Raw genomic sequence first — 12,500 nt, forward strand, 5'->3', positions numbered from 1 at the left:
TGTGATCAGGTGAGAACCGTCTTAGACGGTTCTGCGAACGAGAGGTCGTGTCGATGCTCCGTGGTTCTGCGAGTCGGGCGTCGGGGGATGCCTCGATTCATCCGTTCGTGTGTCGGGTCGACGAATCGGAGCTGGTCGACCTGCGCACCCGCCTGGCGATGGCGCGACTTCCCGATCGCGAGACGGTGTACCGGCCGGCGCCTGATCCGCGCCGATGGGAACAGGGAGTTCCCTTGACCGTCATGGTCGAGCTCATCGAGCGTTGGCGGTCCGGGTACGACTGGCGCTCATTTGAGGAGCGACTCGACGAGATCGGCCAGTTCTCGACTGTCGTCGACGGCCTCGAGATCCACTTCCTGCATCGGCGCTCGGGACGGCCTGGTGCTGTTCCGTTGGTCCTGACACATGGATGGCCTGGCAGCATCGTCGAATTCGTGGATGTCATCGACGAACTGACGGAGCCGGACGATCCGTCGGCGACCGCGTTCCACGTCGTGGTGCCGTCTCTCCCAGGATTCGGATTCAGCGGCAGACCGACGGTCCCAGGGTGGGACACGGAGAAGATCGCCTGCGCTTGGGTGCAGCTGATGGAACGCCTCGGCTACGCAGAGTTTCTCGCCCACGGCGGCGACTGGGGAGGAGTCGTCACGGCGATTCTCGGCGCCAGGTTCCCGGACCGTGTCCTCGGCGTCCACACCACGCTCGCGCAGGCGCCCCCGGGCCTCACCGCAGATGGTCTGACCGAGTCGCAACGCGGTTGGATCGATGAGACGCGACGCTTCTGGTCAGGAGAGCGCGCGGCTTATGCCAAGCAGCAAGCCTCCCGGCCACAGACGATCGGATACTCCCTCGTCGACTCGCCCGTGGGTCTTCTCGCGTGGATCCTCGACAAGTTCGCCGAGTGGACGGACACGGAGGACGTCCCGTGGGAGTCCATTTCCCGTGACAGGATCCTCGACGATGTGACGCTCTACTGGTTGACGCGTACGGGGGCGTCGGCCGCGAGGATTTATCACGAGAGTCACGATTCGTTGGATCCGATGCTGCGAGTAGAGGTTCCGGCTGCAATCACCGTGTACCCGGCAGACATCGAGAAGTGTCCGCTGCCCTGGGCTGAGCATCGGTATCGCTCGATCGTGCGGTGGTCTACGCCGGACAAGGGCGGGCACTTCCCGTCGCTCGAGATGCCCGACTACTTCGTCCGGGACTTGCTGACCGGTCTCACGGCTGTGCTCGACGCTCGTCGGTGACTCGTCTACGTCGGGCGGCGTTCATCCGCATGACTACCATCCCGGCGTCGAAGAGGAAACGCCCGTGGACCTCGACGCCGTGCGGTCGTCGTACGACGCCGTAGCGGACAACTACGTGGCGATGGTGGGTGACCCCGGCCCGTGGCAACGGGCCGCCCTCGACGCATTCGCCGAGCAGGTCCGCACGGTCGGACCCGTTCTCGACGCGGGGTGCGGCCCTGGCTGGGTGACCGGGTACCTGCATGACAAGGGTGTCGACATCGCAGGAGTCGACCTGTCTCCCCGCATGATCGAGCACGCCCGACGGGACCATCCGGACATCGCGTTCGAGGTGGCATCGGTGACCGATCTGCGCCCCGAGCCCGAGTCGTTGGGGGGCGTCCTGGGGTGGTGGTCGTGGTTCAACCTGCCCCGCCCGTGGCTCCCGACAGTCATCACGACCATGACACGAGCGCTCCGACCCGGCGGGCAACTCCTGGTGGCGACGCACTGCGGCACCGGCGACGTCCGCCGTACGCGCTGCTACGGCGACGTCCCCGTCGACTGGACGACGCACCTCTACGAGCCGGAGGAACTGTCGACGATGCTCGGCGATGTCGGCCTCGAGGTCGTCGCCGACCTCCGCCTCGCTCCCGGTCCGGCATCCCGTCACGCGCAGTTGATCGTGGCGGGCGCGAAGCCCTGAGGCTGTGAACCTCGGCGAGTCGCCGCCACATTCGAACACACTTGCGAATGTCGTACAGGTGTTCTATCCTGGGGTGGTCGCTACATCCCGGGGGAGGTGCATTGTGGACGACACCGTCGAGACATCACTGGTCGCGAAATATGCCGCGCTGCATGTTCTTCTGGATGAGATCGCTGATGCGACCTCGGATGCGTGTTCGGAGACCGAGGTCGCCGAGCTCGCGATCACCCATGAACGTGCGGTGCGCAGGATGGGTTCGATAGGTCTGCGTCGGATCCTGGATGTGTCGGATCGGGATGCGTTCCGGTCTGTGCAGTGCGCGACCCTGACGCAGTTCGTCGGTGACCGGCTTCGCGTGGCGAACCCGAAACGCCGGTTGAAGCAGGTGCTCGCGTTGTCGCAGATGCACGCCATGACCGGGGAGACACTCCCACCCCGGTGTCCAGAGACCGCGGCGGCGATGGCCGAGGGGGACCTGTCGCATGAGCATGTGGATGCGGTGTTGTCGGTGATGGACAAGATCCCCGCGGCGACCTCGCCGGAGGTGCGGGAGAAGGCCGAGGAACAGATCGCCGACATCGCCCGCAACTTCAGCCCGAAAGAGATCCACCGCGCCGGCGCCCGGTTGCTGTCGCATCTGGATCCCGACGGTGCCGAACCCTCCGACCGCGACCGGGCCCGGCAACGATCCCTGACGGTGGGCAATCAGGATGCGCAGCTGATGTCGAAACTCGCGGGCACCCTCGACCCCACGACCCGGGCCTTGTTCGAGGTGATGCTGTCGAAGTGGGCGAAACCGGGGATGAACAATCCCGACGACGAGCACTCACCCCGCGGCGGCTGCGACGACAACGCTGTTGACACCGATGCGCTCACCGCAGCGGCCGAACGGGACTCACGGACACAAGCCCAACGCAATCACGACGCCCTGCAGGCGTTGTTGCGGGCGGCGGCTGATGGTGGGGTGTATGGGGCGTCGCATCGGGGGTTGCCGCCGCACATCATCATCTCCATCACCGAATCCCAGTTGCGGGAGCGGGCGGGTGTCGGGCACACCGCCACCGGCACCGACCTGCCCATGTCGGACATCCTCACGTTGGCTGCGCGGGCGCAGATGCATCTGGCCGTCTTCGACGATCACACCGGGGAACCACTGTTCTACGGGCGCACCCGCCGCCTCGCCTCAGAGGTGCAACGGTTCCTGTTGTTCGCCCAATACGGCGGCTGCGCCATGCCGGGATGCCCGGCACCGTTCTCCCACACCGAGATGCACCACGCGAAACAGGATTGGGCCACCGGCGGGAACACCGATTCCACTGATCTCGCGCCGGCGTGCGGACCGCACAACCGGGCCGTGCACGACCGGCCCGGCGGCTGGCAGACAGAGAAGATCACCGACGGTCCCGATCGTGGTCGGTTCGGGTGGGTCGCCAACGGCACCACCGACCCACCCCGCACCAATCACCTCCACCGACCCGACCAGATCCTGGAGGATCACGCACCACCACCGGACACCGAGTCCCCGGTCGAACGTGCCCTCACACTCGCACTGCGCGAACACATCCCGCCCCCACCGATACTGGTTGTCGAGATGCGGACGATCCCCGGCCTCGTCATCGACATGCCAGGGTTCGAGCGTGAGTGAGCCGGCAGCCGGTCAGCCGTCTACGGTCGCCAGCGCGGAGGCCAGCTGACTGCGCGCCCGGCTCAACCGTGATCGGACGGTCTGAACCCCGACGCCCTGGTGTGCGGCGATGTCCTCGTACGTGAGATCGCCGAACTCGCGCAGCACGATCGCCTCGCGAAAATCCTCCGACAAGGTCGCCAGCGCGGCGCGAACCTGGTCCTGCCGGGCCACCCGTTCGTCGACGGCCGGGGCGGTGTCCGTCAGCACCACCGGCCGGTCGGTGTCGGTGAAGTCCACCGTGTCCGTGTTCGGCTTCCGCCGACGTACCACGGCGAGAGCACAGTTCGCGGCGATGCGGTGCAGCCACGTCCCGAACTTCGCCTCACCCCGGAACCGGTCGAGGTGCTGCCACGCCGAGATCAACGTGTCCTGCAGAGCGTCCTCGGCGTCCTGCGCGTTCCCGGTGATTGACACGCACACCGCCCAGATGTGGTTGCGGTGCTCGCCGACCAGCTCCGCGAACGCCTGCTGATCGCCGGTCCGCGCCGCCATCAGCGTCGCCGCGTCAGACATGCCACCCCGAGTCATGCGAGTCGTGGCCGTGCCCGTCACCGTGGCCGTCGTCATGACCGTGATCGGAGCCGTGCGCGTCGTCGTGATGGATCGCATCGTGATCGCCATCGCCGAGGTCGATCGCGCCGTGAGCGGCCCCGTCATGACCGCCGGGATCGTGTTCGGGCTGATGGAGAATCCCGGGATCGGCCTCGCCGGACGACGTGTCCGGCAGGTCCCCGGAGTCGTCCATCACCGGGACCACCGAGGCGTCCGAGGACTGGGCGTCCGGATCGAAGGCGACCGACAGCGCCCGCGACCACACGTCGTCGGGAACGGTCGTCGTCACACCGGTGTCGCGGAGAACCGACGGTTCGTCGGGGTCGGTCATTGGATCAGCTCCGATCTGGTGAGAAAAGTCTTGCCCTCGGTGGCGCCGAGCACCCCGGTGACGAACAGGCGCACCCCGGTGGCCGAGCTCGCATATCTGAGCTCCGCCGACGAGCCGGGGTCCTGCGAGATGGTCGCGGCAGCGGTTCGAGCAGTGTTCTCCACCAACGTGTCCGACGCAGACGCCCCCGCCCCCTGGCGGATCTGCACCAGGTCCCGCCGGGCGCGATCGTCGTCGACGGCCACGATCACCCGCGATCTGTTGTCCAGCAATCCCGTCACCAACCCCGACGCCGCGTCGAGCGTGCAGTTGACGGCGAAGGGACTCCCGATCATCGCCTGGCTCGGTGAACAGTTCTGCAGGGCGGAACCCAGTCGCTGCGGCAACGCCGATCGGATCTGCTCGAGGCTGGTGGCCGTCGTGGCCGACGACGCCGCCGACGCAGTGGGTGTCGTCGACGTGCCACCGGCCTGATTGTCGGCGCCGGGATCACCACCGGAGGTGAGGACGACGGTGGTCACCACGGCAGCGGCGGCGACGACAGCGGCGAGACCACCCACGACGAGCGCCCGACGACTCCGCCGGGCCGGCGGATCCTCGACGGGCCCGGCGGTCGGGGTCGGCGCCGTGTCCCACCGGCTCAACAGGTCCGACGCCGCCGGCATCGTCGGTCGTCGGCCACCCGCGACGCTCGTCGCGGTGATGGCGCCCTGCGCGACGACGGTCTTCGGATCGTCCAGGGTCGCGACGGGCCCGAGGCTCTGGATCGCCCGTTGTACCAGCGGCACCCGACACGTGCCGCCGGTGAGGAAGATCGCCGACAGCGGTGCGTCCGCGGAGACCCCGGCGTCGGCGAGGACCGCGCGCGTCAACCGGACGGCCGCGGCGACGGGCTCGGCGATCAGCTCCTCGAACTCGTCGCGCGTGATCTGCAACGTCTCGGCCACCCCGTCGCCGGGCACGCTGATCGTCGCCGACGGGGCCTCGGAGAGGAACTCCTTGGCACGGCGGATGGACTCGTCGAGCCGCTGGCGCACAGCGGGCGTTCGCAGCGCTGCCGACAGATCCGGGTCCCGTGCGTCGAGTTGCTCGACGACCCACTGGCGGATCATCGCGTCGAACGTCTTGCCGCCCAGCGCGTTGTCGCCGCGGGCGGCGACGACCTCGAACATCCCGGACTCGTCGATGGCCAGCACGGCGACGTCGATGGTGCCTCCGCCGAAGTCGACCACCGCGATCCGCCCACCCGGCGGGACCCGCGTCCCCCGCGCGTAATGCGCGGCCGCAGCACGTGGTTCGGACACCGTGACGATCGCCGACGGGTCCATCCCCGCGGCGGCCGCGGCCTGGCGGAGCACGTCGATCTGCGCGGGCGACCACGCCTCGGGGTGGGTCAGCACGAGCCGCGCCGGCATCTGGCCGGCGTGCACGGCGGCCGCCCGCGAGAACACGGTCGCGAAGATCGCCGCGATGGGCCGCCAGGTGGGCAGGTCGAACCCGCCGACGGACATCGATCCCTGGCCGATGAGGCGCTTCGGTGCGGGGACGAAACCGGCCGGATGACGCTGTGCCTCGTCGAGTGCGTGGTCACCGACGGCGATCCGATCGGGCCCGGCGACGAACACCCCCGACGGCATCACGTTCGACGTGTGCGACAGCGGCAGTGTCTCGGTGGCGCCGCTCACCGCCGCCGAGTGTGCGGCGGCGGTGTTCGAGGTCCCGAAGTCGACACCGAGAACCCAGTTGCCGGTGGTCATGGGTGGATCCTCCCGTATCCCTGTGCGGATCCGACACCGGCCGGCGGACCACTCGCGATCGCGGTGTACGCACGGACCACGTCCACGATGGCCGCGTCCTCGGCCGCCGATGCCGACGCCAGCGCGCGGGAGCCGACCTCGGCGGCGCGATCGCGCGCGGTCGCCCGCACCTCGCCGTCCGGGGTGTCAGGTGGCAGACCCACCTGGGCCGCCGGGGAACGCCCCACCAACAGCCCACGCAGGTCGTCGGCCACCTGGGCGGTCGGATCCGCGGTCAACACGTTCTGCAGGTCGGTGAGCAGGGCGACGCGCAGCATCGACGGGTCGGCGCGGATGTCGTGCACGATGCCGCGGATCGCGTCCCGCGACGGGTGCGAATAGGCCAACCCGTCGATCCTGTCGAGGACGCGGCGTGCACGGTTGAGCACCGCGTACTCCCGCAGGGACGATCGCACGACGCGCATCAGCTCGGCCATACCCGAGGTCGCGTCGAGCCAGGCGGTGAGCGCCGCCGCACCCCGTCCGGCGACGGTGCGGCCGTGGATCATCCCGTACTCGCCGACCAGGTCCAGCAGCCGATCGCGGACCTCCGGCGCCACCGGTCCGGGCGCGTCGGACTCCAACAGTTCGATCAGGTCCAGCGGGGCCATCCCGTCCAACTGGGCGAGCGCGCGGGCGTCGGCCTCGGAGAGTGTGCCCGTCCGGGCCGTCTGCGCCATCAGGCCCGAGACGGGCACCACCGCCGCGACGGTCCCGGCGAGACGGGTCGCGAGGCTGCGTGCATGCTCACCGGCGTGCTCCATCGGGTCCCGCCGGCCGAGCGCGCCCTCGGCGAAACCGTCTGCGCGCGACAGGACCCCGATGGTGTTCAGCGGTGAGAGCGGCAGCTTCCGCAGGAAGTCGAGCTCGTCCTGCCGTGGGGTGGCATCGAACAGGAACACCGCCGCATCCGCGTCGACCGATGCCGCGCGGGTCTGCTCGACCCCGTCGATCAACACACGCCGCGTCGCCCGGTCGTTGCGGGTGGTGAGGGTGGCCAGCCCCGGTGTGTCGACGAACGTCAGGTCACGGATCGCCGCCGAGGGCAGCCACCGGTGCAGATAGGCGATCTCCTCGTCGGGGAGCGGCAGTTCGCGGACGTGACCGGGCCCCAACGGAACCGGATGACGTGTGCCGTCGAGTGCGATCACCTCGGCGCGGGACGGCTGTCCGTCGGAATAGACGGCGACGACGCGTGTCGCCTCCAGGGCGGCGGTCTCGGCGATGGGGGCGCCGACGATCGCGTTGACGAGCGTGGACTTCCCGGCCTTCAACCGCCCGACGACGACCAGGCGTGGGGGTGCCCAGAGAGTCGCGCCGATCGCGTTGGCCTGCTCGACGAGGTCGCCGCCGAGCGCGGCCAGTCGGTGCAGACCGCGGTCCAGTGCAGCGTGGACCGGATCGATCCCCGGGGCGGTCATCGGGTCAACCCGATCACCGGCGTCGCGGTGGTGCCGAGTTCGTCGAGGAGCTCCTCCACCTCGGTGATGCGCTTGCCGATGATCTCCAGGTTCGACGTCACCCGGGCCAGATCTTTCTCCCGCCGTGCGGCGTCCGCGGTGGCGGAGTCGCGTGCGACGGTTATCTGCTTCTGCAGGTCCTCGATCGACACCCGGAGGAACTCGCGGTGACGCACGACGATCTCGGGACGGGCCTGCGCGATCGCCATCTCGAGCAGGCGGGCTGTCACGGTCTTGGTGGTGGCCAGCGTCTCCCGCAGCCACGCCAGCAGATTCGACTTCCCGGTGCGCATCGCGCGGAAACCGAGGTTCACACCGACCCAGAGCGTCCCGACGACGGCGCCGACGCCGAGCACAGCCGACAGGCCCACCATCCCGCCGATCACCGACGACCCCATCACGCCCATGTTGAGCAGTGTGGGGTCGAACAGTCCCTGTCGCCGACTGCCGACCGGGTGCGACTCGATCCGCGGGCCCTGCATGGACTCCACGATCCGGCCGCAGATCTGTTCCCACACCGCGTCGGAGGAGAACCGCGGCTCGACGACCGTCTCGTACAGACTGGTGAGGAACGACGAGATGGTCTCGGCCAGGGCGTGTTCGAGCTCCGACTGCATCTCGGCGGTGAACTGCTGCGGGCTGCGACGCAGGACGGCGATTCCGCTCTTGGTGATCCGCTCGGTCCAGCGTCGTCGGATGTCCTCCAGTCGTCGGTCACTGTCGTCGATGGCGCGCTGGCGCAGTTCGGTGAGATCGCGGGCGAGGAACTGCTCCCATTCCCGGCTCTGTTCCCGGAACGCGTTGAGCTCGTCGAGTTTCGCGGTGAGATCGGGAACCGTCGCACCGCGGCCGGCGATCGCGTCCCGCTCGGCCGCCACCTGTGTGCGCACCCGCACCAGCCCCTCGCGCACGGTGCGGAGTGCGTCCGCGGCGGGCAGACCGGAAGCCGCGTCGAGGCGTTCGGTGATCGCCGTCCGCAGCGCGACGATCCCCGAGGCGGCTTCGGCCCGATCGCGATCGGGGCCCGCCGGGAGCTCGCCGGCCAGTGACGCCCGCAGACTCGACACCCCGAGCACGGTGACGTCACGCTGCAGGTGCTCGGTGAGCAGGCGTCGGTTGTCGTCGACGATGGCCCGCCAGCGACGGAGGTGCTTGTCGGTCTTGGTGACCGCGACCACCAGCGAGTCCACGGACGCGCCGGCCTCGCGGATGAACGCCATCTCGGGCGCGGTGAGGGGACTCGACGCGTCACACACGATCACCACGACGCAGGCGGTCTGCGCGGTCTGCGTCGCGAGCGCTGCCATCGCCGGGTCCAGTCCACCGACGCCGGGGGTGTCGACGATCGTCACGCCGGGCATCGCCGTCGTCGTGGTGGGGATGCTGGCCCCGGTCGGCAGCGACGGCGTGAGCGGGTCGACGACATGACGTCCCGATGTCGTCACCCAGTCGCGCAGCGTGCTCAGCGGCACCTGCTCGGTGCGGTCGGCGAAGAGCAGTTCGGCGGTCCCGTCGAGCGGTGGGTCGTCCGTCGGCACGACGCCGATCGCGACCGTGGTGGTGGCGTCCACGCCGACCGGGGTCAGGTCCGGTCGACCGACGAGCGCATTGACCAGTGAGCTCTTGCCGCGCGCCACCTCGCCGACGACGACGACCGTGCGCCGCTGATCCTCGCGGGCGGCCTTGCGGGCGGCGAGGTCGGCGACGTCGTCGAGGCGGTACGCACGCAACACCGACGACGCCGCGGAGAGCACCGCGTCCGCTCGTGAGGGGGCTGGGGTGCTTGCCTGGTCACTCATCGGACACCTGACCGATCTGGTTGACTGTTGCCCGCGAACCAGACGTCGACCGGCCCGGTGCGGGCCCCGCGACGACGTCGGCAGGAGGCGACATGCGGATGAGGGTAGTGCGGTTGGCCTGCGCGGTGACCGTGACGGCGCTGCTCTGCGCCGCCTGCGGCGAGGGCGCCCGATCCGACGACGCCGCGGACACCGGTGGACCGTCGTCCTCGGCGGTGCCGTCGGACGAGGTGGACATCTCCGCGCTCGACACCGGGACCTATCAGAAGGTCCCGTCGAAACCCTTCCCGCCGGTGAGCGGCGACGACATCGTCCCCGTGGAGGGTCAGCGGATGGCGGATTTCGTCGTCGCGCCCTTCGAGATCGATCGGGAGTTGACGAACACCGTCCTGCCGACGGAGATCATCCGCAGCCGCGGCAACATCGCGGCGGTCGTCGGGGGCGCCGCGGCGAACGTCCCGGCCAACCAACGGTTCCTCGCCGGCTTCGTCACGGCCGCGTCCACACCCACCCTGCGGCTGAGCGATCCGAAGCGATCGCTGGTGCAGATGGTCATCCGATACGTGACCCCGCAGGACGCAGCGGCGGCCGCTCGACAGATGTCGACCGCGACACTGGCCATGCCCGACGCGAGACGTGTCACCGTCGACGGCGCCGCGGACACGGTGGCCGTCGCGACACCCGGCGTCGCGCTGAGCGGCGCCCCGCCCACGACGGCGCTCGCGGCGTTCACCCCGCACGGCGACTACGTCCTCTACACGTATGTGTCGACGCCGCAGTCGGATCAAGCGGTGCAGATGCCGGCCGTCCGCACGGCCCTCGCGCAGCAGAAGCCGCTGATCGACCGGTTCCCCAAGACCCCCACCCGGTCCCAGAACGGTGGCCGACAGCCCTCGGTGCAGGTCGACGCGAACCGCATCCTGATCTACGCCCTGCCCAACCCGAAGCCGAACGCCGTCAACGGCACCGATCGGGCGGTGTACGGACCCCGCGGGATGTCGATGCTGCGCGGGTCCCCGGAGACGACCTTCACCGCCCTCACCGATGCCGGATCGCAGCACAACGCGTACTGGTTGACCTCGGTGTACCGAGCGTCGACGGGGACGGCGGCAGACACCCTCGCGTCGCGTTTCGTCACCGCCGCGACGAACGACGGGTGGCGCAGGGTGGCCTCGCCCCGGGGTCTGCCGATCGCGACATGCCTGACCCGCGACGCGTCGTCGGGCTCGCAGAACGAGTGTTACGTGGTGGTCGGTCGGTACGTCGGGCAGAGCGACGACGCGTCGGCGACGGCTGCGGCGCAACAGATCTCGGCTCAATATCTCATCCTCACCCAGGCGGACCAGAACGCGAACTGATCGACCGGCCCGGGCGTGGGGTCCCGGACCGGCCGATCGCGCAGCTCAGGCTCCGTAGTGGTCGTAGGAGCCCGAGGTGTGGCTGTCGTGGCCGTACCCGGAGCCGCCCGAGTAGCTGTCGTGGCCCGAGTGGTCGTTCCCGGAGTAGCTGTCGGTGCCGGAGGAGTAGCTGTCGGACGCGGTGTCCTCGGGCATGTCCGTCGACGCGATGTGCACCGAGAAGGTGTGGTCGCCGGTGCCCTTCCCCTCGGTCTCCGCGGTGTCGTAGTAGCCGTCGTGGTCGGTGTCCCACATGGTGATGTCGACCTTGCCGTCGTGGTCGGTGTCGGAGGCCATCACGTCGGCTTTCCCGTCGTGGTCGGTGTCCCACATCGTGATGTCGGTGCGGCCGTTCCCGTCGATGTCCATCAACACGACGTCGTCGCCGCGCGAGTCGGTGGTGTGCGTGATGCCGGTGCGGCCCGTGGCCTCGCTCCCCGGGGAGTCGGTGGTCTGGGAGGACGAGATGTCCGAGCGGCCGGTGTCCGAGGTGGTGGTCGCCGACCCGTGGGTGTCGGCGTAGCCGTCGTGGTCGGTGTCGCGGACCGTGCTGTCGTAACGGCCGTCGTGGTCGGTGTCGACCTGCTTGATGTCTGCCCGGCCGTCACCGTTGGTGTCGGTGAGCTTGACGTCCGCGCGGCCGTCGCCGTCGGTGTCCCTCTCCTCGATGTCGGCGCGTCCGTCACCGTTGGTGTCGGTGAGGCGGACGTCGTTGCGGCCGTCGTGGTCGGTGTCGTATTCGCGAGTGGTCATGTCGGGCTCCTGCGGTGTGGGCGTCCGGAGTGGTCTCCGGTCGGTCACAGCGTTGGATGCAGCCGGCTCGCCGAAAGGTTCCCGACGGCGCGAGAGTTTTTCGCCCGACATGCGTCAGGGGCGGTTCACCCTGGTCACAGGAAGAACCGCCCCTGACGGATCGTTCAGCGGTTGCCGAGTGGGATGGATCCGTTGCCGAGGTTGATGCAACCGGAGAACGTCTGGAAGTCACCGGCGAAGCCCTGGCCGCCTGTGCAGGTGGCGGCGGAGGTGCCTGTCACGGTGACGGTCGCACCCGGTCCGGCGATCCCGATGGCGAGACCCGGCTTCACGCCGGTGAGGTTCGCGACGGCGCCGGGGCCGGTCGCGATGGCGGCCGGGCCCGCGAAGCCCTGTGCCTGCGAGGTGGCCTTGCCGCCGTCCAGTCCGACAGCCAGCGACAGACCGTTCGCGCCGGCCGTGGCCGACGCAGCGCCCGGCGTGTCACCGATGCCGGCCGAGGTGCCCGTCGGCGACGACGTCGCAGAGCAGTTGTCGGTGACCGACGTCTGGTTCGGCAGGGCGGGGCAGGCGACGGGCGCGGCGGAGGCGGGAGCAGCGGCGAACGCGATCCCGGCACCCGCGAACAGCGTGAAGGCGCCGGTGGCGGCGACGCGACGTGTGGTGATGGACATGAGGACCCCTCTGTCGGATGGATGTGTGCACGCCATGGTGCGGATCCGTCGACACGGGACAGGCCCCCGACGGTCACAGAGAGATCACGAGAACGACGCGGCCCGGTCACCGTGAT

General features: G+C 69.5%; 11 protein-coding genes. 4 read left to right on the top strand and 7 right to left on the bottom strand.

Annotation, left to right across the window (positions count from 1 at the left end):
* Nucleotides 1-53: 53 nt before the first annotated feature.
* The 3 genes from ACXVUM_RS09390 to ACXVUM_RS09400 all read left to right on the top strand — a co-directional run bounded on the left by ACXVUM_RS09390 (nt 54) and on the right by ACXVUM_RS09400 (nt 3,580).
* Entirely contained in the window at nt 54-1,250 is a 1,197-nt protein-coding gene (locus ACXVUM_RS09390; protein ID WP_458521545.1) for an epoxide hydrolase family protein, read from the top strand.
* Nucleotides 1,251-1,314: 64 nt separating this feature from the next.
* On the top strand, nt 1,315-1,935 hold the full coding sequence (locus ACXVUM_RS09395) for a methyltransferase domain-containing protein (protein ID WP_458521546.1): 621 nt from the start codon (nt 1,315-1,317) through the stop codon (nt 1,933-1,935).
* A gap of 103 nt (nt 1,936-2,038) precedes the next feature.
* Nucleotides 2,039-3,580, top strand: a complete 1,542-nt coding sequence (locus tag ACXVUM_RS09400; RefSeq protein ID WP_458521547.1) for a DUF222 domain-containing protein — start codon at nt 2,039-2,041, stop codon at nt 3,578-3,580.
* A 12-nt stretch (nt 3,581-3,592) separates the two neighbouring features.
* Here ACXVUM_RS09400 and ACXVUM_RS09405 read toward each other — a convergent pair whose 3' ends face one another.
* From ACXVUM_RS09405 to ACXVUM_RS09425, 5 genes are read right to left on the bottom strand one after another with little or no spacing between them, the layout of a single operon-like run.
* Nucleotides 3,593-4,135 carry an RNA polymerase sigma factor gene (locus ACXVUM_RS09405; protein WP_458521548.1) on the bottom strand — a complete coding sequence of 181 codons (543 nt, stop codon included), beginning with the start codon at nt 4,133-4,135 and terminating at the stop codon, nt 3,593-3,595.
* Nucleotides 4,128-4,505, bottom strand: a complete 378-nt coding sequence (locus tag ACXVUM_RS09410) for a hypothetical protein (protein WP_458521549.1) — start codon at nt 4,503-4,505, stop codon at nt 4,128-4,130. Before ACXVUM_RS09410 ends, ACXVUM_RS09405 begins: the two co-directional genes overlap by 8 nt.
* A complete protein-coding gene (locus ACXVUM_RS09415) occupies nt 4,502-6,262 on the bottom strand; it encodes an Hsp70 family protein (RefSeq protein ID WP_458521550.1) in 1,761 nt (586 codons plus the stop codon). Before ACXVUM_RS09415 ends, ACXVUM_RS09410 begins: the two co-directional genes overlap by 4 nt.
* Nucleotides 6,259-7,722 carry a GTPase gene (locus ACXVUM_RS09420; protein ID WP_458521551.1) on the bottom strand — a complete coding sequence of 488 codons (1,464 nt, stop codon included), beginning with the start codon at nt 7,720-7,722 and terminating at the stop codon, nt 6,259-6,261. Before ACXVUM_RS09420 ends, ACXVUM_RS09415 begins: the two co-directional genes overlap by 4 nt.
* Nucleotides 7,719-9,560, bottom strand: a complete 1,842-nt coding sequence (locus ACXVUM_RS09425; protein ID WP_458521552.1) for a dynamin family protein — start codon at nt 9,558-9,560, stop codon at nt 7,719-7,721. Before ACXVUM_RS09425 ends, ACXVUM_RS09420 begins: the two co-directional genes overlap by 4 nt.
* A gap of 92 nt (nt 9,561-9,652) precedes the next feature.
* Between ACXVUM_RS09425 and ACXVUM_RS09430 the strand changes: the two genes are divergently transcribed.
* Nucleotides 9,653-10,918, top strand: coding sequence for a DUF7373 family lipoprotein (locus tag ACXVUM_RS09430; RefSeq protein ID WP_458521553.1), 1,266 nt, complete (start codon nt 9,653-9,655; stop codon nt 10,916-10,918).
* Between the two features lie 45 nt (nt 10,919-10,963).
* Here ACXVUM_RS09430 and ACXVUM_RS09435 read toward each other — a convergent pair whose 3' ends face one another.
* Nucleotides 10,964-11,710 (bottom strand): hypothetical protein, encoded by a 747-nt coding sequence (locus ACXVUM_RS09435; RefSeq protein ID WP_458521554.1) that lies wholly within the window; start codon nt 11,708-11,710, stop codon nt 10,964-10,966.
* A gap of 164 nt (nt 11,711-11,874) precedes the next feature.
* The gene (locus ACXVUM_RS09440) at nt 11,875-12,384 is read right to left on the bottom strand and encodes a DUF6764 family protein (protein ID WP_458521555.1); all 510 of its coding nucleotides are present in this window, start codon (nt 12,382-12,384) and stop codon (nt 11,875-11,877) included.
* Nucleotides 12,385-12,500 lie beyond the last annotated feature (116 nt).

The sequence above is a fragment of the Williamsia sp. SKLECPSW1 genome (assembly GCF_054332755.1).

Bases quoted from the DNA above. Each gene is read 5' to 3' on its own strand.
- ACXVUM_RS09390 (WP_458521545.1), top strand. From the start codon at position 54: ATGCTCCGTGGTTCTGCGAGTCGGGCGTCGGGGGATGCCTCGATTCAT.
- ACXVUM_RS09430 (WP_458521553.1), top strand. From the start codon at position 9,653: ATGCGGATGAGGGTAGTGCGGTTGGCCTGCGCGGTGACCGTGACGGCG.
- ACXVUM_RS09435 (WP_458521554.1), bottom strand. From the start codon at position 11,710: ATGACCACTCGCGAATACGACACCGACCACGACGGCCGCAACGACGTC.
- ACXVUM_RS09425 (WP_458521552.1), bottom strand. From the start codon at position 9,560: ATGAGTGACCAGGCAAGCACCCCAGCCCCCTCACGAGCGGACGCGGTG.
- ACXVUM_RS09415 (WP_458521550.1), bottom strand. From the start codon at position 6,262: ATGACCACCGGCAACTGGGTTCTCGGTGTCGACTTCGGGACCTCGAAC.
- ACXVUM_RS09440 (WP_458521555.1), bottom strand. From the start codon at position 12,384: ATGTCCATCACCACACGTCGCGTCGCCGCCACCGGCGCCTTCACGCTG.
- ACXVUM_RS09420 (WP_458521551.1), bottom strand. From the start codon at position 7,722: ATGACCGCCCCGGGGATCGATCCGGTCCACGCTGCACTGGACCGCGGT.
- ACXVUM_RS09405 (WP_458521548.1), bottom strand. From the start codon at position 4,135: ATGTCTGACGCGGCGACGCTGATGGCGGCGCGGACCGGCGATCAGCAG.
- ACXVUM_RS09410 (WP_458521549.1), bottom strand. From the start codon at position 4,505: ATGACCGACCCCGACGAACCGTCGGTTCTCCGCGACACCGGTGTGACG.